20 protein-coding genes and 1 riboswitch are annotated in these 21,060 nt (G+C 37.9%); of the genes, 7 read left to right on the plus strand and 13 right to left on the minus strand.

The features are described 5' to 3' along the window. Positions 1 to 16: 16 nt before the first annotated feature. Together BK584_RS03090 and cls are read left to right on the plus strand one after the other, a co-directional pair. A complete protein-coding gene (locus BK584_RS03090; protein ID WP_078391240.1) occupies positions 17 to 1,684 on the plus strand; it encodes an ABC1 kinase family protein in 1,668 nt (555 codons plus the stop codon). Positions 1,685 to 1,708: 24 nt separating this feature from the next. Next, a complete protein-coding gene (cls, locus tag BK584_RS03095; RefSeq protein ID WP_078395375.1) occupies positions 1,709 to 3,175 on the plus strand; it encodes a cardiolipin synthase in 1,467 nt (488 codons plus the stop codon). Between the two features lie 48 nt (positions 3,176 to 3,223). Here the strand turns inward: cls and BK584_RS03100 are convergent, their stop codons facing one another. After that, a complete protein-coding gene (locus tag BK584_RS03100; protein WP_078391241.1) occupies positions 3,224 to 4,084 on the minus strand; it encodes a superoxide dismutase in 861 nt (286 codons plus the stop codon). 152 nt (positions 4,085 to 4,236) lie between these two features. On the opposite strand from BK584_RS03100, the gene adh reads away from it, so the two are divergent. Next, on the plus strand, positions 4,237 to 5,757 hold the full coding sequence (adh, locus tag BK584_RS03105) for an aldehyde dehydrogenase (protein ID WP_078391242.1): 1,521 nt from the start codon (positions 4,237 to 4,239) through the stop codon (positions 5,755 to 5,757). 9 nt (positions 5,758 to 5,766) lie between these two features. Continuing rightward, positions 5,767 to 6,129: a DUF779 domain-containing protein gene (locus tag BK584_RS03110; protein WP_078391243.1), complete on the plus strand. Its 363-nt coding sequence runs from the start codon at positions 5,767 to 5,769 to the stop codon at positions 6,127 to 6,129. A 29-nt stretch (positions 6,130 to 6,158) separates the two neighbouring features. On the opposite strand, the gene BK584_RS03115 is transcribed toward BK584_RS03110, so the two are convergent. The 3 genes from BK584_RS03115 to BK584_RS03125 are packed head-to-tail and all read right to left on the minus strand — an operon-like array spanning position 6,159 to position 7,989. After that, positions 6,159 to 6,635, minus strand: coding sequence for a GNAT family N-acetyltransferase (locus BK584_RS03115; RefSeq protein WP_078391244.1), 477 nt, complete (start codon positions 6,633 to 6,635; stop codon positions 6,159 to 6,161). A 33-nt stretch (positions 6,636 to 6,668) separates the two neighbouring features. After that, positions 6,669 to 7,238 carry an SMC-Scp complex subunit ScpB gene (gene scpB / locus BK584_RS03120; protein ID WP_078391245.1) on the minus strand — a complete coding sequence of 190 codons (570 nt, stop codon included), beginning with the start codon at positions 7,236 to 7,238 and terminating at the stop codon, positions 6,669 to 6,671. Further along, on the minus strand, positions 7,228 to 7,989 hold the full coding sequence (locus BK584_RS03125) for a segregation/condensation protein A (RefSeq protein ID WP_078395377.1): 762 nt from the start codon (positions 7,987 to 7,989) through the stop codon (positions 7,228 to 7,230). The genes scpB and BK584_RS03125 overlap by 11 nt, the downstream gene beginning before the upstream one ends. Before the next feature lie 124 nt (positions 7,990 to 8,113). Between BK584_RS03125 and BK584_RS03130 the strand changes: the two genes are divergently transcribed. Continuing rightward, entirely contained in the window at positions 8,114 to 8,575 is a 462-nt protein-coding gene (locus BK584_RS03130) for a DUF309 domain-containing protein (RefSeq protein WP_078391246.1), read from the plus strand. Between the two features lie 81 nt (positions 8,576 to 8,656). Here BK584_RS03130 and BK584_RS03135 read toward each other — a convergent pair whose 3' ends face one another. From BK584_RS03135 to BK584_RS03165, 7 genes are all read right to left on the minus strand, one after another. Next, positions 8,657 to 9,484, minus strand: coding sequence for a formate/nitrite transporter family protein (locus BK584_RS03135; protein WP_367579322.1), 828 nt, complete (start codon positions 9,482 to 9,484; stop codon positions 8,657 to 8,659). Positions 9,485 to 9,629: 145 nt separating this feature from the next. Continuing rightward, entirely contained in the window at positions 9,630 to 10,106 is a 477-nt protein-coding gene (gene ribH, locus BK584_RS03140; protein ID WP_078391248.1) for a 6,7-dimethyl-8-ribityllumazine synthase, read from the minus strand. An 11-nt stretch (positions 10,107 to 10,117) separates the two neighbouring features. Then, on the minus strand, positions 10,118 to 11,311 hold the full coding sequence (locus tag BK584_RS03145) for a bifunctional 3,4-dihydroxy-2-butanone-4-phosphate synthase/GTP cyclohydrolase II (protein WP_078391249.1): 1,194 nt from the start codon (positions 11,309 to 11,311) through the stop codon (positions 10,118 to 10,120). A gap of 15 nt (positions 11,312 to 11,326) precedes the next feature. Continuing rightward, positions 11,327 to 11,965 carry a riboflavin synthase gene (gene ribE / locus BK584_RS03150; RefSeq protein ID WP_078391250.1) on the minus strand — a complete coding sequence of 213 codons (639 nt, stop codon included), beginning with the start codon at positions 11,963 to 11,965 and terminating at the stop codon, positions 11,327 to 11,329. Positions 11,966 to 12,105: 140 nt separating this feature from the next. Beyond that, a riboswitch (FMN riboswitch) is annotated at positions 12,106 to 12,250 on the minus strand. A gap of 1,620 nt (positions 12,251 to 13,870) precedes the next feature. Beyond that, a complete protein-coding gene (locus BK584_RS03155; RefSeq protein WP_078391251.1) occupies positions 13,871 to 14,593 on the minus strand; it encodes a hypothetical protein in 723 nt (240 codons plus the stop codon). Between the two features lie 586 nt (positions 14,594 to 15,179). Then, a complete protein-coding gene (locus tag BK584_RS03160) occupies positions 15,180 to 15,872 on the minus strand; it encodes a Na-translocating system protein MpsC family protein (RefSeq protein ID WP_078391252.1) in 693 nt (230 codons plus the stop codon). A 422-nt stretch (positions 15,873 to 16,294) separates the two neighbouring features. Further along, positions 16,295 to 16,522, minus strand: a complete 228-nt coding sequence (locus tag BK584_RS03165) for a hypothetical protein (RefSeq protein ID WP_078391253.1) — start codon at positions 16,520 to 16,522, stop codon at positions 16,295 to 16,297. 481 nt (positions 16,523 to 17,003) lie between these two features. On the opposite strand from BK584_RS03165, the gene BK584_RS03170 reads away from it, so the two are divergent. Next, the gene (locus tag BK584_RS03170; protein WP_078391254.1) at positions 17,004 to 17,183 is read left to right on the plus strand and encodes a hypothetical protein; all 180 of its coding nucleotides are present in this window, start codon (positions 17,004 to 17,006) and stop codon (positions 17,181 to 17,183) included. Between the two features lie 418 nt (positions 17,184 to 17,601). Beyond that, entirely contained in the window at positions 17,602 to 18,654 is a 1,053-nt protein-coding gene (locus BK584_RS03175) for an enoyl-CoA hydratase/isomerase family protein (protein WP_078391255.1), read from the plus strand. A 43-nt stretch (positions 18,655 to 18,697) separates the two neighbouring features. On the opposite strand, the gene BK584_RS03180 is transcribed toward BK584_RS03175, so the two are convergent. Then, positions 18,698 to 20,158, minus strand: a complete 1,461-nt coding sequence (locus BK584_RS03180; RefSeq protein WP_078391256.1) for a CoA-acylating methylmalonate-semialdehyde dehydrogenase — start codon at positions 20,156 to 20,158, stop codon at positions 18,698 to 18,700. After that, on the minus strand, positions 20,155 to 21,060 hold the full coding sequence (locus BK584_RS03185; RefSeq protein ID WP_078391257.1) for an NAD(P)-dependent oxidoreductase: 906 nt from the start codon (positions 21,058 to 21,060) through the stop codon (positions 20,155 to 20,157). Before BK584_RS03185 ends, BK584_RS03180 begins: the two co-directional genes overlap by 4 nt.

Raw genomic sequence — 21,060 nt, forward strand, 5'->3', positions numbered from 1 at the left:
GGAGAGGACATAGCCAATGCTTAAAAAACGGATCCGCTATCTTTCTAGATATCAAGATATTATTACCGCTCTTTATCATTATGGATTCGGTCAAATTGTTCGAGACTTAGGACTGCTTGACCGAACGAAAACAAGAAAGAAAACAAGAAAGAAGAAAAATGATTCAGACCTATCTGTCGCAAAACGGATTCGTCTTTTACTTGAAGAACTTGGACCAACATTTATAAAAATGGGCCAACTCGCTAGTACACGTGCTGACTTGTTTCCGCAGCACGTGCTTACTGAGCTGGAAAATTTGCAAGATAATGTTCCTAGTTTTTCTTATGATGAAGCAAAGATGATCTTAGAAGAAGAATTAGGTGCACCGCTTACTCAACTATTCCATTCTTTTAACCCTGAACCTCTAGCAGCAGCATCTATTGGGCAAGTCCACCAAGCAGAGTTGCCTACCGGAGAATCAGTGGTCGTAAAAGTACGACGTCCTAATATAGAGCGTATTGTAGAGACTGACCTTGCCATTTTAGAAGATCTTATTGAACTTGCAGAAGAACGAATTGACTGGATAAAACGTTTTCGCTTAATTGATTTGTTTCATGAATTTGCGGAAGCCCTGAAGGAAGAAATCAATTATAAAAATGAGGCCAAAAACGCCGAGCGAATTAAACGACAGTCAAAAGACAAGACACATATGTATACACCGGTTATCTTTTCCGCCTATTCCTCAGTTAAAGTTTTGACCATGTCGCTTGTAGAAGGCACAAAAATAACTGAGGCTACATATGACAAAGGGTTTAATCAGGAAATTGTGGCAGAACGATTTGCAACCGGGATGTTTGAACAAATCTTCGTTCACGGTTTTTTTCATGGCGATCCACATCCTGGAAACATATTTGTCACAAAAAACAACGATATTGTCCTAATCGACTTTGGTATGGTTGGGCGCCTCTCTGAACATATGAGACACAGCTTAGCGTTACTTGTACAAGGATTAAAGAGCCGACATACTGACCGGGTAATGGATGCACTTTATTCTATGAATATTGTTCATGATCAAGTTGACCGAGATCGACTACGTGATGATTTGGATCATCTACGTCTAAAGTATTATGACCTTCCAATGTCAGAAATCTCTTTGGGTGAAGCTGTTCAAGACTTATTTACGGTTGCAAATCAACATGACTGCCTCGTGCCCGCTGATTTAACAATGCTTGGGAAAGCGTTGCTAGCGGTTGAATCAATTGTATCAACGTTAGCACCCTCAATTGCAATAATTGATATCGTTGAACCATTTGGTCGAACCCTTATTAAAGAACGGTATGACCCGCGTAGATTTGCAAAAAAAGTCCAAAATGAAGTCCAAGATGGATTTACCACATTACGTCTTTTACCTAAAGATGTAAGTATGACACTTAAAGATATTCGAAAAGGCAAACTGAAAGTCTCCATTTCAATCAGTGAAATGAAAGACTTAATAAAAAAAGTTGACCGTATTAGTAACAAACTTGCTTTTTCTGTTGTCCTTCTTTCGTTTAGCATCATTATGGCAGGTGTCATTATAGGTGGGTCTCTAACTGCAGAACCTACGATTTTACTCCAAATTCCAGCGATAGAAATAGGGCTTACAATCACATCCCTAATGTTTCTTTGGATTATATGGGCCATTTTTCGTTCAGGGCGCTTTTAGACAAAAAGAGAAAGTTGCAGGTTGATGCCTATGATTATTGAGATCCCATTGCCATCCTATTTGTTTGCTGCGCTTCTTGTCGTTAATTTATTGCTCGCAGCTATTTTAATATTCATTGAAAGAAAAGACGCACAAGCAACATGGGCATGGCTACTCATTTTATTTTTTATTCCCTTAGTTGGTTTTATTATTTATATTTTGCTTGGACAAACACTTACTCGAAGAAAGATGTTTCAATGGGAAGGCATTAAAAAAGTTGGTTTAGACCATTTAATTTCCGAGCAAAAAGATGACCTGTTGAGCCCTACGTTCCGATTTAATAGCACAACTGTTGATGAAAATCGTGATCTGATTTACATGCATTTGATGAACAATGACGCGATATTAACAAAACAAAATGATGTTCGTATTTATACTGATGGCAAGAAAAAATTCGATCAATTGCTAACGGATATTAAAAACGCTGAGACGTTCATACACATTCAATATTATATCTTCCGTTATGACGGCATTGGCAAGGAAATTATTGATGCCTTAACGGAAAAAGCTAAAGAAGGTGTAAAAGTTCGATTGTTATATGATGATTTGGGCTCTCGTTCTTTGCGAAAACGCTACTTAAAAGCGTTCCGAGAAGCGGGTGGCGAAATTGGCATCTTCTTTCCTTCACGTTTTACGATCGTTAATTTACGACTGAACTTTAGAAACCACCGCAAACTTGTGAACATAGATGGGAAATATGGTTATATAGGTGGTTTTAATGTCGGTGATGAATACCTTGGAAAAAAGAAAAAATTCGGGTACTGGCGCGATACCCATTTAAGGATTGAGGGGCCTGCTCTTGCTGCTATCCAGACCCGCTTTATATTAGACTGGAATCAAGCATCCAAAGAGTATCATATCTCTTATCATAATCGGTATTTCCCTCAGTTTGAGTACACTGGTAAAACACCTATACAAATTGTCTCCAGTGGTCCTGACTCTGAATTTGAACAAATCAAAAATGGTTATTTAAAAATGATTATGGATGCTAGAAAATCCATTCTTATTCAAACGCCTTACTTCATTCCAGACCAAACATTGCTTGATGCGTTACGTGTCGCTGCCCAAACAGGCATTGAGGTAAAAATCATGATTCCTAATAAACCGGATCATATGTTTGTTTACTGGGCTACGACTTCTCATATTGGAGAAATGCTAAAATCGGGCGCCACAGTATACATTTATGAGAATGGTTTCATTCATAATAAAGTGCTCGTTGTTGATGAAAAAGTAAGTTCTGTCGGAACAGCAAATATTGATCAGCGAAGTTTCAAGCTTAATTTTGAAGTAAACGCGTTTATCTATGATCCTGCTATTGCAAATGATCTCATTCAAGATTTCGCGGAAGATGTAAAAGTTTCAACGCATTTAACATTAGAAGTATACGAAAATCGAGCAAAACGGATCCGTTTCAAAGAATCTATTTCAAGATTGTTGTCCCCTATTTTATAAGACGAGAAAGAAGACCGTGCAATAAAAGCACGTGTCTTCTTTTTTTCCTTAAAAACGTTTCCACTTTAATTGTGATGCATGCTTAAAACGCTCTTCCACCTCCGGCCAATAAACAACATTCCACCATGCTTCAATATACGGTTTTCTTTCATTCTGGTGTTTAAGATAATAGGCATGCTCCCAAACATCAAGAGCAAGGAGTACTACTTGGTCCTGTTGCGATAAATTTTGATGCTTCTCGGCTTGCAAAATTTCAAGTTTATGTCCACGAGGAGACCAAATGAGAAGAGCCCATCCTCCACCCTCAACTGCTTCTGCAGCTTTAGAGAAGTGTTGTTTCATCTTTTCAAATGATTCGAAGTCTTTTTTTATTTGCTCAAGTAACATCCCTTGTGGCTTTGTCTTGCCATTAGGGCTCATACTAAACCAAAACAAAGTATGAAGATAATGACCTGCACCATGAAATGCCGCTTCTCGCTCCCAATGCTTAATTAAATCATAATTCCCACTTTTTCGCGCTCGCGCCATCTCCTTTTCCGCTTTGTTTAATCCATCGACATAGCTTTGATGATGCTTATCGTGATGTATGCGCATCGTCTTTTCGTCAATGTACGGTTCCAAAGCATCATAGGCATACGGAAGTGGAGGAAGTTGATGAATATGTAAACGCCCTGCTCGGCTTTCTTGACTTGAAACCTCCATATTCACCCAGCAATCGTATGCTACTTGTGCACATTCATCCATACGTTCCGGATGATGAAGTAACGCCTCATTTAATTGTTCAAGTGAGCGTTTAAATCCATCAACCAGTTCATTTTGCGCTGTACTTTCTAAGGTTGATTGTTCCTCGTGCCATCGCCGTTCTAACTCCTCTTTCCAACTCTCCATTGCATTCTGATGTGTATCCATCTTGTTGTACTCAACTCCTTTTTTTCATCTCTTATACATTCTTATGTCTAATAGCTCGCCTTTATTATGTTCATGTGAAGGAAAACGCTTACACATTGTCGAACGTTGCTAATAGAGCCTAATTGGTTACTAAACGATTGGAGGAGATCTAGATGAGTTATGCACAACCAAATTCAAAGAATTCCCTTGTCTCGTTCAAAGAACGGTATGACAACTACATTAATGGTGAATGGGTGCCACCAATAAACGGGCGTTATTTTGAAAACATTAGTCCAGTTACTGGTCGTGTCTTTTGTGAAGTTGCAAGATCCAATGCAGGTGATGTTGAGCGGGCGATTGATGCTGCACACGAAGCGAAAAAAAGCTTTGGTACGAGCTCCCCTGCCTCGCGTGCAGCTTTGTTAAACAAAATTGCGGATCGGATGGAAGAAAACATAGAAATGCTAGCAGTTGCAGAAACATGGGATAATGGAAAAGCAGTTCGTGAAACATTGAATGCTGATATACCTCTTGCCATTGACCACTTTCGTTACTTTGCTGGCGCAATCCGTGCACAAGAAGGAAGCTTAAGTCAAATCGATGAACATACAGTTGCCTATCATTTTCACGAGCCATTAGGTGTGGTTGGACAAATTATTCCTTGGAATTTTCCAATCTTAATGGCTGTTTGGAAATTAGCCCCGGCACTGGCCGCTGGTAACTGCGTTGTATTAAAGCCAGCTGAACAAACTCCAGCATCAATTTATGTATTAATTGAGATGATAGAAGATTTACTACCAAAAGGCGTCGTTAATGTTGTTGGTGGCTTTGGCTTAGAAGCAGGTAAACCACTGGCTTCCTCTTCACGTATCGCTAAAATTGCCTTTACTGGAGAAACGACAACAGGTCGATTAATTATGCAATACGCGTCCGAAAATCTCATTCCCGTTACGCTTGAACTTGGAGGGAAATCACCTAATATCTTCTTTAAAGACATCATGGCAAAAGATGACGCATTTCTAGATAAAGCAATCGAAGGCTTTGTCATGTTTGCCCTTAACCAAGGTGAAGTATGTACGTGTCCTTCTAGAGCATTAATTGAAGAAAGCATTTATGATGAGTTCATTGAACGAGCACTGAAACGAGTAGAATCTATTAAACAAGGAAATCCACTTGAATTAGAAACAATGATCGGTGCTCAAGCATCAGAAGAGCAACTCGAAAAGATCCTATCTTATATTTCTATTGGTAAAGAAGAAGGAGCTTCCCTATTAACCGGTGGCGAAAGAAACACCTTGCAAGGCGAGTTCTCTGAAGGATTTTATGTAAAGCCAACTGTTTTTAAAGGAAATAATGCAATGCGTATCTTTCAAGAAGAGATTTTTGGGCCAGTCGTTTCAGTCACGACCTTTAAAAATGCTGATGAAGCGCTTGAGATTGCCAATGATACTTTATACGGTCTGGGCGCAGGTGTTTGGAGTCGGGATATCAATACTGCTTACCGCTTTGGTAGATCGATTGAGGCAGGACGTGTCTGGACTAATTGCTACCATGCCTACCCAGCCCATGCAGCTTTTGGTGGCTACAAAAAATCTGGCATTGGTCGTGAAAATCACCTTATGATGCTTAATCATTACCAACAAACGAAAAACCTTTTAGTCAGTTATAGCGATCAAGCCCAAGGATTCTTTTAGGAGGTACTCATGGTAGAGCGTGTGATCGCAACTTCGGAATGCAAAAAGTTAATCGCTCAATTAGAAGCCATTCACGGTCCAGTTATGTTCCATCAGTCTGGCGGATGTTGTGATGGGAGTTCGCCTATGTGTTATCCATTAGGCGAACTAAAAATTGGCAATTCTGACGTCTTACTTGGTATGCTCGTCTCCGCTCCTTTTTATATCGCTAAAGACCAATATGCTTATTGGAAACACACGCAATTGATTATTGACGTTGTAAAAGGACGTGGTGGAATGTTTTCTTTAGAAGGTCCAGAGGGAAAACGTTTTTTAACAAGATCACGTGTGTTTACAGAGGTAGAAATGGATGAGCTTGCCAAACAAAACTAAAGCATCGGCCAGGTTTCTGGCTAATGCTTTTAGTCCCTTTTTTGTTTCATTACTAAGAAAGTCATATTGTTACTAAAAAATTGCTTTACCTCAACAAACGAAAATCGCTCATAAAGTCGTATCGCTCTTGTATTCCATTTTGCCACAGTTAATCGGAGCTTCGCATGAGGTGAATGCTTAAACACTTCTTCCAAAACAAAAGACATAAAGTCTTTACCCTGCCCATTTCCAGTCCTGTTTGGTTTCAAACCAAGACCAATATCAATGTAGCCTTCAGAGTACACGCCTTGTACCTTCGCACTCGGAACTTGAGCTGATTGCCCTGTGCAATAAAAGCCAATTAATGTCGATTGAGAATAGACAGCATAGTAATCACCAGCTAACAATTCTTCCACTGTCTCAATTGACGAATCCATCGAATACATACTATAAGGTTCATCGTATGACCAAACACTAATTTGCCGCGCCTCTTCTAGTGACATTTCAAAGGCGTACATTGCGTGCATCGTATAAACCTCCTGCGTTTTAAAACTTCCGCTTCACTCCGTCTCCATATTTTCAAAAAATAAATCTGTTTCATCGACTTCTTCAGTTAAATCCAGTTCTTTTAATGCCGGAAGTTCTTCTAGTGATTCCAAGCCAAAGTGATCCAAAAAATAAGAAGTAGTGCCATATAGAATCGCTCTACCTGTTCCTGTAGCACGCCCACACTCTTCTACAAGTAATTTTGAAACAAGAGACTGTAACGTTTTCTCTGATTTAACACCACGTACTTCATCTACTTCCACTCTTGTAATTGGCTGTTTATATGCAACGATTGCTAGCGTTTCTAGCGCAGCACGCGATAGGCCACCATGTATCGGAGAAGCCGCAAGCTTTTTATACATATTCGAGTGCTCTTCTTTTGTGGTTAAACGAAAACGATTTGCCAGACGCATCAATTGAATACCCCGGTCATCTTGATTCATTCTGTTTTTTAATTCATCAAGTAGTTCTACTGCTTCATTTTCATCAATTTCAATTAAAAGAGCAATTTCTTCCGGCGAAATGCCTTCATCACCTGCAATAAATAACAAGCCTTCTGCCCTTGCCAGCTTACTAGATTGCATCTTTATCCCCATCCCATATATAAATCAAAATTTCATCAAAGCTTGTTTCTTGTACACAATAAACTGCTCGGGTCTTCATTAGCTCAAGCATCGCCAAAAAAGTCACAACCAAGTGACCTCGATTCCCTGGCTCAATTAATTGGCTAAATCCTGACGGTCCACCAGCCGTCCCAAGTTGATCAAGAAGTTCATTCATTCTCTTTTCAACTGATTGTTCTTCCCCTTGAATTGTCTTGGTTTTTGGCGTGTTCCAAACATTACGTTGTAACATTTTTTGAAATGCACCTAACATATCCAATAATGTCACATCACGGATTTGCAGTTTACGCTGCTCTTCATCCGTTAAGTAGCCATCTAGATCATCTGGTGGCCTCGTATGTAATAAACTGCGAACGGTCTCTTTTTCTTTTAGCTGTTCTGCCGCTTCTTTAAATGTACGGTACTCTAGTAGCTGTTCTACAAGTTCTTCTCGCGGATCTTCCTCGATCCAGTCCTCATGGTCTTCAAATAACTCCTCTGGCTTTGGCAATAACATTTGACTCTTAATTTGCAGCAATGTTGCAGCCATAACTAAATACTCACTGGCTAAATCTAACTCAAGTTCTTGCATTGTATGAATGAAATTTAAATATTGATCCGTTATTGTTGCCACTGGTATATCATAAATATCAACCTCTGCCTGCGAAATTAAATGCAAAAGCAAATCCAGTGGACCTTCAAAAGAATCAGTACTTACATTGTATGTATTCATTGTCTCACCATCATTTCTGCTATAAAGTATATCATAAAGCAACAGTTCCATCAGCAATCCCAGGCCATACCAGTATATGAACATTAGGTGACTTTTTAAGCTAATGATGGAGGAATGACTGATCATGTACCCTAAACGATATCTTGATTACCTACATTACTTTCACGTCGACCGTGACTACTTTGAATGCCATGAAGTATTAGAAGAAGAATGGAAAAATGCACCTAATACAAATAAGAATTCTTACTGGGTTACACTTATACAAATCGCAGTCGCACTTTATCATGAGAGAAGAGGGAATGATAAAGGTGCATCCATTCTTTACAAAAGATTACTTCTGCGTATTCAGGACGATTCCAGTGAATTACACAAGCTTGGACTAGACGCTAAACAATTGCTTGGAGACATTGAATTAAGGCTAAACAATATTGGTAAAGATGTTTTTATTGATTACAACCTCCCCCTTACCGATAAGTACCTTATACGCCTTTGCCGCACACGCGCTGCTGGGCGTTGGCTAGCCCCAAGTAACCTAAATAATGCGTACTTAGTTCATAAACATCGACTACGAAACCGATCGCACTAAGTTTCTTAAAACCAATAGGCTGTTACATAGAACACACGAAAAAGGAAGAACGGTTTGTCCGTCCTTCCTTTTTCAACTACATTACGCAGCTTCCTTTTCTTTTCCTTGTAAGTGCTGAGAATGCTCCTCTAACTCACTTTTCTTTGATATAAAATGATAAACCATTCCTACAAAAACACTACCGCCAATAATATTTCCTAGAGTTACAGGAATCATATTTGCAAAATATCCTGCAAGTGAAATCGTTTCAATGCCTGGGTTGTGAAGCAAAGCCAGATGAAACAAGCCCATGTTAGCAATACTATGTTCGTAACCTGAGGCAAAGAAAGCAAAGATAATAACAAAGACAACAAACAGCTTAGCCATCTCGTTCTTTAAACGCATCGGCGTCCAAATTGCTAGGCAAACGAGCCAGTTACAAAAAATCCCTTTAAAAAAGAGTTCCATCGCATCGCCAGTCATTTTCTTTTCCGCCATGTAGAATAGATAATGGTTTTCGGAGATTCCTTGAAAAATTCCAGCCAAATAGATCAAATATGCGATTATTAAAGCTCCTAGAAAATTTCCACCATACGTCCATGCCCAATTTGCGACTGTATCTTTTATTGTTGTTTTCTTGTTCAGTGTTGAAACTGTATAATAAAGCACGCTCCCTGTGAAGAGATCAGAACCAGCGTAAATAACAAGCAACAAAGCAACACCAAAAGCAAGGCCCATAACCAAAGGAGTTACTGCAGGAAAGCTTTGTACGATTGGATCTCCAATAATATATACAAGTACAACAGCAATCGCTACATAGCCTCCAGCTAGCATCGCTGATAATAAAAATGCCAACTTGCTTTTTTCTAGCAATGTTTTTTTCTTTAAAGCTAGTTCATTTAGAGCACTTAATGTTTCTTTATAAATAATTTCCCCCTACTTTCTCTCTAAATCGACCATTTTCTATTGTAGCTGATTACCCCTTTTGATCCATAAAAAAATGTGACGTTTCTGTTACAGTAATTATTTTTAAATAAAAAAAGCCCAAACCGTCAGCTACGGTTTGGGCTTATAATTAATTTACTGATTCAAATCCTTTTGCTAAGTTGGCCATCTCTATTGCTGCACTTGCTGCTTCCCAACCTTTATTCCCGGCTTTGGTTCCAGCTCGTTCAACAGCTTGCTCAATTGTATCTGTTGTAAGAACACCAAAAATAACTGGGATTCCTGTACTTAACGTTATCGATGAGACCCCTTTGGCTACTTCGCTACATACATAATCAAAATGAGGTGTTGATCCTCGTATAACCGTTCCCAATGTGATGACAGCATCATATTTTCCTGATTCAGCCATCTTCTTTGCTGCAAATGGAATTTCAAATGCTCCAGGCACCCACGCAATATCAATATCCGCCGATTCTGCTCCATGGCGTACTAGAGCATCTTCTGCTCCACCTAATAATTTACTTGTAATAAAATCATTGAAGCGTCCTACCACGATCCCTACTTTTAATCCAGTTGCTACCAAATGTCCTTCATACGTGTGTCCCATAATACTACCTCCTATAAATTAAGCATGTGTCCAAGCTTATCTTTTTTTGTTTTTAAATATTTCTCATTCTCTTTAAATCCTTTTAATTGAAGCGGTACACGGTCCACAATGTTTAAACCATACCCTTCAAGTCCAGCAATTTTACGAGGATTGTTTGTCATTAACATCATATCTTTAACGCCAAGATCACGTAAAATCTGCGCACCAATACCATAATCTCGTAAATCGGCTGGAAACCCTAGTTTTTCATTTGCTTCAACCGTATCATAACCTTCTTCTTGGAGCTTATAAGCTTTTAATTTGTTAATCAAGCCGATGCCTCTACCTTCTTGCTTCATGTAAAGGAGAACACCTCTTCCAGCTTCTTCAATTTGCTTTAGCGCTGCATGAAGTTGCGGACCACAGTCACAGCGCTTTGAACCAAACACATCACCAGTTAAACATTCAGAATGTACGCGAACAAGTGCCGGAGTACCGTCAGAAATATCTCCTTTAACTAACGCTACACTTTCTTTGTCATCTAGTGCATTTGTATACCCTATCGCTTGAAAATCACCAAATTCAGTAGGAAGAGTAATAGATGTCTCGCGTTTTATGACTGTTTCCGTTTTACGGCGATATGCAATTAAATCTTTAATTGTCACTAATGGCAATTGATGCTCATTTGCAATCTCACGTAATTCAGGTACACGGGCCATTGTCCCATCCCCATTCATTACTTCGCAAATAACGCCTGCAGGTTTTGACCCACAAAGCATAGCAAAATCAACTGCTGCTTCTGTATGACCCGTTCTTCTTAAAACTCCACCATTTTTAGCTACTAAGGGAAATATATGACCCGGGCGTTTAAACGAGCTGCTAGTAACATCCTGATCAACAAGTGAACGAACGGTAAGTGCCCTTTCTTGAGCAGAGATTCCAGTTGTTGCATTCTCATGATCGATACTCACGGTAAAAGCTGTTCCATGAGGGTCCGTATTCCGTGAAACCATTTGATGAAGATCTAATTCTTTCGCGCGCTGTTCAGTAATAGGCGCACAAATCAATCCTCTTGCATGAGTCGCCATAAAATTTATTGTTTCCGCGGTTGTATGTTCTGCAAGGGCGAGAAAATCACCCTCATTTTCACGATCCTCATCATCACATACAATGATCACACCACCTTGTTTCAACACATTAATCGCTTTTTCTATTGAATCAAACATATGCTACCCTCCTTATTAGAACCCGTTTTCTTGAAGCAATTGCGCTAGATTTGTTGATTTTGAGTTATTAACAGTAAGCATTTTTTCCACATACTTTCCAATCACATCGCACTCTAAATTAACCGAATCACCTGGTTGTTTAACACCAAAAATGGTCTCTTCAAGAGTATGAGGTATGATTGAAATCGTAAACCGATCTCTTGAAACATCAAAAACCGTCAGACTTGTTCCATCAATGGCGATTGATCCTTTCGGGACAATATATCGAAGCAAGTCGTCGCTTGTCCCAATTTCAAAGGAGATGGCATTATGTGCGGTCTCTCGTTTTTTAATCACACCAATACCATCAATGTGACCTGAAACAATATGTCCACCAAATCGACCAGTAGCGGGCATTGCTCTCTCTAAGTTCACCGGACTGCCGTTAACAAGTTGTTTTAATGTAGTTGCTTGAAATGTTTCAGGCATCACATCCGCAGTAAACAAATGCTTTGTAAAAGTTGTAACTGTTAAACACACACCATTTACGGCAATGCTATCACCTAAAGAAACGTCCCTCAAAACCTTTTCAGCCTTAACGGCTAAGATCAAAGATTGTCCCTGTTGTTTAATGGATGAAACGATTCCTTTTTCTTCAATAATTCCAGTAAACACGCTCTTCGCTCCTCCTTTTTAAACACAAAAATCCCTGAAGAATACTTCTTCAGGGTATAGTAAATAAACGTAGCCTAGTACATGCTTACGAATTTTTGCGCAACACAAATAAGCTAACGTTAGCTCACTTTCAAATTGCGACTTAACTTCTCCCATCCAGACTGTCACTGTCGGCTCTGGAATTTCACCAGATCCACCGGAGCAAAAAATGCTACGGGTCACGGACTAAAAGGCACTTGCCTTATCACCGCCGGTCGGGATTTTCACCCGGCCCCGAAGTTAACTGTATTCAATTGTTTGTATCAGTTTGTTACCTTAATAACCTAAACCCTTGATATAACAGCGTTTAGTTTCAGTTAATTATATTGAAGTGTTACCTTTAATACCCTACCAAAACTTTAAATTACCTTTAGTTTCTTACCAAAAGAATTGAACCACTGATAAGTTGCTACTTTCAAGTTAAAAACAATGTATCATTGCCAAAATAAAAAAGCAAGAGATTAACTCTCCTGCTCTTTACTAAGGGACCATTTAATGAATCTTTTTTAAGTTTTTTTATTGTTTATTCTAGCCGTAGGAGGATCGTTCATATGTCTTTCTTCTGCCTATAACTAATATCGCTTGAACATGTTTCGGTTCCATCGTTTACGAAATTTATATTTATTCACTTTGATATTTATTGAATTTTATATTTATTAATTTTTACGCTTGTAATAGCTAATATTCCTGTTATGTGCTCACAAGGTCCATTCTTTTCTTATTCGAAACAGCATCATCTTTTTTAAACTTTTCCTTACTACGCTCTATACTATTATTCGCTTTACCTATTTCTATAATTTGTTTATGGATCGTTTTGAGTATGTGTAGTGCGGAAGGAAGGATAAGAGAAAGAGGAATAGTAAGGTGAGGAAAGAAATGAATCGATGGAATGAGAAGAGAGAAGGAAAGGAGAGTGTGAAGGGAAGGAGGAAACAACAACTACTATAATATAAAAGACTTGCTCGTTTGCCACCCTGTTGTAATGCGCGGTATACATTTATAGGCAGCCGTTCCCAGTGGTCTTAGTGGTCTAAGCAATGTTTTAATTGGTCGGCTCAATTAAACAAACGTTCAATCAGATTATTTCCTTTTATAATAATTTATTAACTATATAAAGCCGTATACTCCGCATACTTGTTTACTTTCCTCTCTCCCTCTCATCTTCATTTTCACCCTTTTCCTCTCTCACGAATATTTCCCAGTATAAACACTATCCTTTCCGATAGCATTTTTTCTGTAATGTCCATTTCTATAATAAAAATGAGCTTTTTTCGAATCATTTCCTCTCTGCAAACTTTTGCGGTGGTCATTATATCAGTCATGAATCACCCATTTTTTCTTTTTCTTAATTTATCCATTCAACATTTAATTATGTATATTATTACACAGAGCCAGAGTATAACTAAAAAGAGAGAGGTTAATTTACAACTTTACAATACTTTCATATACCCTTTTAACATCTACGCTATAACTTTCCGTCAATTCCATATTAACCAATATTAATAAACGAATTAAGCTTCTGTATTGACCTCTCTGACACGTTAGAAACTATCTTAATAATTAATCGCCCATTCGAATTACTCACAAATGAAAAAAATAATGTATCCCGTTCTTTTTAATTTTTGAGAGGCGCTTTAAACTGAACGCCTCTTGATCAATTTAAAACTAACTCTACTCAAGCCGATAAAATTATAGATAAAAACGGTGTCTAAACTCAACAATTTAGACACCGTTTTTCTTATGTTAGTCTAGAAAAGACTGAAAGTGACTGCCCCTAAAATTCCTAAAGTAGTCAATAAAACTACAAAAGGGAGTACAAAGAAATAGATAACTTTTTGCCATGTCTTTAAGGGTGTTTTTTCACTCTTAGTGTGCATTAAACCATCCTCCTGCTTGATTTTTATGATTTCCCCAAACTCCAAGTTCACCTCCACCATAAGTGATACCTAAACCTTTATGAATGAAGTTCCATTGCATGTTTACTCTAGACTGAGCACGAGTTGAAGTATATGTTTGTCTTTTACCGCTCCAAGAGATATTTAAGGTTGGGTTTAAATTCCTTGACACGTAATGATCACCTGCACCTACGCCCGTAACTTTTTTCCCATCGTGAGTATAATCAACCACTGATGTTGATTGAAATATTTTAATACCGAAAATCGTTACATACCTTTTATAAGTGGAGGTTCTGGACGCCATAATACTAATATCATCTTTGCTAACAAAAGGTGTTACTAACTCGGTAGAAATCTCGATGCCTTCATAACCATCTAGTGTGTCAGTTAACGTTTTACTATTATCAACTTCAACTACATCAGTAAAAGCATCCATAACGGCTTCTTGTACTTCGGGGTTATACATATAGTCTATATATTTTAGTTGTTCTTCTTCGCTTAATCCTTCATATTCCTCAAGACTCTCAATCAGTTCGGCATCTTGTGAATAAGACACCTCTTCTTTAAGCCATAATTCATATTCATTTTTTAATTCATCTAAATCTGATTTACCAGTAGTTTCGGCGTTCGCGACGCCCGCTGCACCACCTATCAGAACTGTAATACTGAACAATGAGATTAATAGCTTTTTCATCCTAAAACCACTCTCCTCTTGAAATATTTACCTGTAAAATTGTTACAGGTGGGATTTATATTCTCTAGAGAGTGTGATAAAACCTTTAAACCAAATATAAAATTTTTATAAAGTTCTAATAATTTAATGGCATTTATTATTATATGCTCCATCAGGTATTTATTGCTACAGCATTTAGCCCTATTTTATTTCCTTTAGCGGTTTGTTTTTTTTAGTGAGATAAAACGTACGAGTATCCTCTAATCCTTTCAAAACTAAATAGCATTCAATCAAATAATCATCTAAATCTCACTTTCCCACCTTAGATTTCATTGCTTCGTATTGCTTATAAAACTGTCTCATCTCTTCTGGATCATAATAAACGTTGTTTCTAGGAGCAAATTCATCACCAATTCTCTTAAAGTTACTTTTTTTGATAGCCGGTAAATCTAATCGCATCATCAACTCTACAAGAAACATAAGATTTAAGTATGTTTTTAACTTCCTATATTTAACCGTAACTGATTCTGCTTTTGTTTATCTCCCTATATAATCTTTTTACTGCTGTACGATTTAACACTTTTTGTCTTCAACCTGCCTCTCCCTTCTATTCCTTTTTGGGCATTAAAATTAAGAGAATATAGCTTTTATCAAGCTTAAAATCCCAATCAACAAAGATATCTACTATACTTACGTTTAAAATTTCTTCAAAATTGCTTTGGTGCAAAAGGCTTTTTTCTAATCGTCTCTTCGAAAGCTTCAGAGGTTCTTCAAACCCGTTATGTATCATTTCTTTTTCAATTCTTACCAAAATACCCTCACGAACAGCCAAAAGCGTTCGATCGTTGAGAAAGCATGAGTCTAAAAACTCCGGTGATTTTTCAGCCAGTTTGCTTATACGCCCGATTTCATTGTGAATTGCTTTTTTTTCCGGATAATCCTCTAAAAGCATATGATGCTCTCCCTCTTTTTCCAATACACAGATTAATGTACCTGAACGATTCTGAAGTGACCAATCATAATACATTTCTATTACGATCAAATTAAAACCGACTTTAAAAGTAGCTTTAATTTCAGGTAGAAGCTCTTGCATAAGGAAATCTCTTGTTTCTTCCACTTTCATCTCTTTTTCTTGTGAAACTAATACTCTTTCCATGGGTGCAAGAAAGTCTCTAAGGTGCATCGTCACAAAAGCTTTACTTAAAGAAACATAAACCGAAGAAGGCCCCTTACCGAAAGTCTCCCTTAAGAGTTTCCCTATATAACTTGATATTTCAGCTTGAACAGACTTATTTTCCATAACATCATTCCTTCTCTGTCTTCATCTATTTAGTTAGTATTTTCATTCGCCATTGGAACATATCTATATACGAATTATTGCCTTTATACTAGTTACGCAAACCCTAACTTTATTATTAAAGAATTTTATCTATACGTAGTGGTTTCTAAACGAACTAGAGATAACTTTATTACATCTTCTGTATGAATTACCTTAGGGAATAATTAAAACCCAGTAGAAAATTTTTTCTCTACTAGGTTTGTTATTTATACTCATTGTTGAATTAAATAACTAAATTAGAACTGGTTGTCGTACTAAATATTATTCGCTATGAATTGTTCTAAATCAACAATATCATCAATATTCGCTTCTCCTAGAAAGTCACCAAATACTTCATATTCTTGATACAAGTCCACCGATACCTCACCTCGATGTTTGGTGATTTACGTTACGAATACACTACGATCTTCTTCTTCCATTTCTAAGCTTGTATCTAATTGACCTTCACGTTTGCTAAATTTACCTTTAACAATAACTTCAGTTCGTTCTACGATTTCAACTAAACTATGAGGTATATATTCATCAGCATTGTTGACTTCATGGTCGTTACAGCCCATTAAAGCTCCTAGTAATAAACCTGTACTTAGAATGGTTAAACTTTTTATACTCATTTTTCACCTTCTATCATTAGCTACTGTTAATATTGCTTATATGAAAAGCTACAACTATGCAGGTTTTCATACTTTTATCTAGACTCTAATATTTCAGAGTCCTTTTAAGGGTAATCCTTTACTCAAGTCTAAATCTTACAATAAATTGGCAATTTCTATGCCTAATCATCCCCAGAATAAAAGAGTCATTACTTCTGCGCTGCTAAAAGAATCTGAAATTGTTAAAATAACCTATTCATTTTACGTCTTAATATTCATGTAAGAGTAATAAACACCATCCGCAACTCACTTATTCACCATTATCATTATTCATAATTATTAGTTATTATATCATAAATACAAAACATTTAAGGCTCGTTGCTTACACTTCTCATGAAAATATGGAATCTGAATAAAGTCTTTGTTGCTGAACTCTTTATTTATTGAGTAAAATAACAATTAACACATATATTGTATCATTACTATAATAGAGGTGTTCCTGATGAATAAATGGATAGATGCCGTCTTACGAGCTCTATTTATTTGGTTACTTGGTTTTTTCTTAATAGAAATTGCCGATATTAAGATAAGCTGGCCCTTAGTTGGCATTGTTTCTATAATCGCATTTCTGTTACAGTTCGCCTATTCACACTACAACAAGAAGCGTGCGGATAGTAAATGACCGTTTTACAATCCACACATACAAAAACCTTCCTCATATAGAGAAAGGTTTGGATTTATTCTTATATCTTCTTGTTCCGTTAGAAGAGATGCGAAAGCAAACTCTATGGAATTTCTTGTTTACAAGACAACGAAAGCCCTACCTCTCATTCGTCCTTACGGCTCCGAAGCCGCGCCAGTATGAATTGCATCGACAAAAAGTCTTCTTCCTGCTTAACGTTAGGGACGTTCGTTTAAGTGTGAGGAATTGTTGGAAGCGTATTGCTTCTTTAGGGGCAGAAAAAAGAAGTTCACTTTCGAATAAGTCTTTATTATAACGAACAAATCATCAGATTGCAAGAACAATTGTTTTGCTTTTTTCCGCAAAGTAGGTCAAAATAGAAACGAAAGCGATTACTTCTGTCATGTGGGGTGAATGTATGTCTACAAATCTTCAGTTTAAAACAACAGAATCTGGTGTTGGTGTTTTAACATTAGCAAGAGAGCAAGCACTTAATTCCCTTTCTCAAGATATGATCTCCAGTATGCTTCAACTCTTGCAACAATGGGAAAACGATGAAAATGTACAAATTGTTCTTTTAGAGGGAGCAGGAGAGAAAGCATTTTGTGCAGGTGGAGATATTAAAGCTCTATACCAAGCAAGAGACCAAAAGAATGGATTTGAACAGGCAAAAAAATTCTTTCAAGAAGAGTATGAACTTGACTTATTCATTGCCACTTATCCAAAACCTATTATTGTGCTTATGGATGGGATCGTAATGGGTGGAGGTGTTGGCCTTGCACAAGGTGCAAGTCACAGAATTGTTACTGAAAAGACGAAATGGTCCATGCCTGAAATGAACATTAGCTTTTTCCCTGATGTCGGTGCTTGTTATTTTCTAAGCCAAACACCTGGTGGTTACACTGGGAGGTATGCAGCATTAACAGCCGCAGTGTTAAAAGGAGAAGACGCTATTTCCATGGCTTGTGCAGACTATTTTATTCCAAGTCACTCACTTCCCGTATTACGTGAACAGTTATTAGAGACGGATTGGCGGAGCGGTCATGAAAATGTTCATCAAGCTGCCCACTTGTTTTTGCAACCGTTTATTGAAGAACCACCTAAGAGTGAACTAGCTTTGCTACAAAACAAGATTAACGAACATTTTTCTCATAAAACAATTGAGTCTATCTTAGATTCACTTGAGAAAAAAGACGATTCATTCGCTCAAGAAACGGCCAAAATGATGCGTAGTAAATCTCCTCTAGCATTAAAAGTGACGCTTGCTCACTTAAAACAATCTCAAACCTCAACTCTTGAAGAGACATACGAAACCGATATTATTCTTGCCATGCACTTCTTACAATGTGATGATTTTTATGAAGGTGTACGCTCCGTCCTCATAGAAAAAACACGCACACCAAACTATCAATATAAAGCGATTGAAGATGTCCCAGACGAGTTAGCATTATCTTTTTTCCGGGAAATTTAAAGAAAAAAGCCGCCTATCACAGTGTGATAAGCGGCTTTATAATTTAGTTAAACCATCTCTCTGTTACTACTTTTTTCCTCGTATAAAACTGAATACCATCTTTGCCATTTGTACCTAAATCACCAAAGAAAGATGCTTTATTCCCTGCAAAGGAGAAAAACGCCATTGGTGCTGGTACATTAACATTGACACCAATCATTCCTGCATCAATCGAATTACGGAAATATTGAGCAGACCTTCCACTTGATGTGTAAATAACCGCTCCATTCGCAAATCGAGAAGAATTGGTTAAAGCAATTCCTTCATCTAAATCTTTTACACGTACGACACTTAGTACTGGTGCAAATAGCTCTTCTTGCCAAATCGTCATTTCAGGCGTGACGTGATCAAATAATGTTGCCCCTAAATAGTAACCATCATCTGTCACCGATGGATTTCGTCCATCAACAATCAGTTCAGCTCCTTGCTCTACACCTTTTTCAATGTAACTTACCACTCTATCTTTATGAGATTGACGAATTAACGGCCCTACAAAATATTCATCATTTAAACCGTTCCCGACAGTCAATTTTTTTGTTTCCCTCGTGAGAACTTGCATAAATTCATCAGCTACTGCATCTTCTACTGCAACAACTGAACAGGCCATACAACGTTCCCCACTAGAAGCGAATGCTGCTCCTATGACACCTTGAACCGTTTTTTCCATTTCGCAATCAGCAAGCACAACAGCATGATTTTTAGCACCAGCTAGAGCTTGAACTCTTTTACCGTTTGTCGTGCCTGTTTGATAAACATGGCGCGCAACTGGCTCTGAACCTACAAATGAGATTGCTTCCACATCATGATGCTCAAGTAAACTATTCACAACTTCCTTGCCACCATTCACTAGGTTTAATACCCCATCAGGTAGGCCTGTTTCATACATTAACTCAACTAGTCGTTCCGCTAAAAGAGGTGTCCGTTCTGATGTTTTTAATACAAATGTATTGCCCGCAGCTATTGCCAACGGGAACATCCAAAGAGGTACCATCATCGGGAAATTAAATGGCGTAATACCAGCGACAACTCCGAGAGGATAACGCCAAATGGAACCATCTATCCCCCCAGCAATTCCTGGTAGTGCATCCCCCATCATCATTGACGGAGTAGATGTAGCGAGTTCCACACATTCGATTCCTCGTTGAACTTCACCACGCGCATCTTTAATCGTTTTTCCATTCTCCAATGTAATCAACTGAGCTAGTTCTTCCCGGTTTGCCTTTAATTTTTCTAAATAAGTAAACATGTACCGGGACCGTTCTGGTACTGGCACTGTTTTCCAAGTTACAAATGCATTTCTTGCTGATATGACTGCTGTATGAACGTCTTCTTTCGTTGAAAGTGGGACCAGAGCAATCACTTCACCCGTAGCAGGATTGGGAACTGTTTCGGTTTCCTTAGATGAAGAATCTACCCATGCACCATTGATCCAATTTCTGATTGTTTTTGTGTTTGTTGTTGTCATGATTTCAACTCTCCTTCAATTTTAAACGTTAGATTCTGCTCTCCAATTCGCTTATATAGAACAGACATATCCTTCTCGCCTAGACCAGCTTGTTCCGCATCTGCATAGAGAGCAACAAGCGCCTTACTAATGGGCAAATCAACACCATGATCAGATGCTAGATCCATTGCAAAACGCAAATCTTTATTTAAGAGTTTCAAAGCAAAACCTGGCTCATAATCATCATTTGCCATAAAGGTTTTGTAGTTTCTTTCGTAAATACGGCTTTGTCCATAGCTAACGTTCAAAACATTAAATAAGAAATCAAGATTTAAACCGCTTTTTTCAGCTAATGTAAGTGCCTCTGCTACCCCTGCTGTATAAAAGCCAATCAACAAGTTGTTAATTAATTTAGCATTTGTTCCACTATCATATTGTTCGCTGATGTGAAAAATATTGCTTCCTAACTTCATTAAGTGAGGATGAACCGATTCAAGCAACTCTTTAGGACCGCCAACCATAAAAGTTAAGGTTCTATTTTCAGCACCCACAACCCCTCCACTTACTGGAGCAGCTAGAAAGGAAATCCCTTTTTTATCGGCTTGAACACCAATTCGTTTTTCAAGCTCCGGTGCAACTGTACTCGTATCTACCAATACGATCCCTTGGGGCACTTTTGCTAACAAACCGTCCTCCCCTAAATACACGTTTTCACAAGCTGCAGATGAAGGTAAACTAGTTAGAATTAAATCTGAAGCAGCAATTACCTCATCTAAAGTATTTGCTTTTTGACCCCCAGCTTCTCTTAAAACCTCCATGGCGGAGTCGTTAATATCAAAGCCAGTCACTTTATAGCCAGAATCAACTAAATTTAATGACATTGGTTTCCCCATATTTCCTAAACCTATAAAACCAATTCTCAT

Origin of the sequence: Shouchella patagoniensis (genome assembly GCF_002019705.1) — a bacterium.
GTDB lineage: Bacteria > Bacillota > Bacilli > Bacillales > Bacillaceae_D > Shouchella > Shouchella patagoniensis.

Bases quoted from the DNA above. Each gene is read 5' to 3' on its own strand.
- BK584_RS03090 (WP_078391240.1), top strand. From the start codon at position 17: ATGCTTAAAAAACGGATCCGCTATCTTTCTAGATATCAAGATATTATT.
- cls (WP_078395375.1), top strand. From the start codon at position 1,709: ATGCCTATGATTATTGAGATCCCATTGCCATCCTATTTGTTTGCTGCG.
- BK584_RS03100 (WP_078391241.1), bottom strand. From the start codon at position 4,084: ATGGATACACATCAGAATGCAATGGAGAGTTGGAAAGAGGAGTTAGAA.
- adh (WP_078391242.1), top strand. From the start codon at position 4,237: ATGAGTTATGCACAACCAAATTCAAAGAATTCCCTTGTCTCGTTCAAA.
- BK584_RS03110 (WP_078391243.1), top strand. From the start codon at position 5,767: ATGGTAGAGCGTGTGATCGCAACTTCGGAATGCAAAAAGTTAATCGCT.
- BK584_RS03115 (WP_078391244.1), bottom strand. From the start codon at position 6,635: ATGCACGCAATGTACGCCTTTGAAATGTCACTAGAAGAGGCGCGGCAA.
- scpB (WP_078391245.1), bottom strand. From the start codon at position 7,238: ATGCAATCTAGTAAGCTGGCAAGGGCAGAAGGCTTGTTATTTATTGCA.
- BK584_RS03125 (WP_078395377.1), bottom strand. From the start codon at position 7,989: ATGAATACATACAATGTAAGTACTGATTCTTTTGAAGGTCCACTGGAT.
- BK584_RS03130 (WP_078391246.1), top strand. From the start codon at position 8,114: ATGTACCCTAAACGATATCTTGATTACCTACATTACTTTCACGTCGAC.
- ribH (WP_078391248.1), bottom strand. From the start codon at position 10,106: ATGGGACACACGTATGAAGGACATTTGGTAGCAACTGGATTAAAAGTA.
- BK584_RS03145 (WP_078391249.1), bottom strand. From the start codon at position 11,311: ATGTTTGATTCAATAGAAAAAGCGATTAATGTGTTGAAACAAGGTGGT.
- BK584_RS03155 (WP_078391251.1), bottom strand. From the start codon at position 14,593: ATGAAAAAGCTATTAATCTCATTGTTCAGTATTACAGTTCTGATAGGT.
- BK584_RS03160 (WP_078391252.1), bottom strand. From the start codon at position 15,872: ATGGAAAATAAGTCTGTTCAAGCTGAAATATCAAGTTATATAGGGAAA.
- BK584_RS03165 (WP_078391253.1), bottom strand. From the start codon at position 16,522: ATGAGTATAAAAAGTTTAACCATTCTAAGTACAGGTTTATTACTAGGA.
- BK584_RS03170 (WP_078391254.1), top strand. From the start codon at position 17,004: ATGAATAAATGGATAGATGCCGTCTTACGAGCTCTATTTATTTGGTTA.
- BK584_RS03175 (WP_078391255.1), top strand. From the start codon at position 17,602: ATGTCTACAAATCTTCAGTTTAAAACAACAGAATCTGGTGTTGGTGTT.
- BK584_RS03180 (WP_078391256.1), bottom strand. From the start codon at position 20,158: ATGACAACAACAAACACAAAAACAATCAGAAATTGGATCAATGGTGCA.
- BK584_RS03185 (WP_078391257.1), bottom strand. From the start codon at position 21,060: ATGAGAATTGGTTTTATAGGTTTAGGAAATATGGGGAAACCAATGTCA.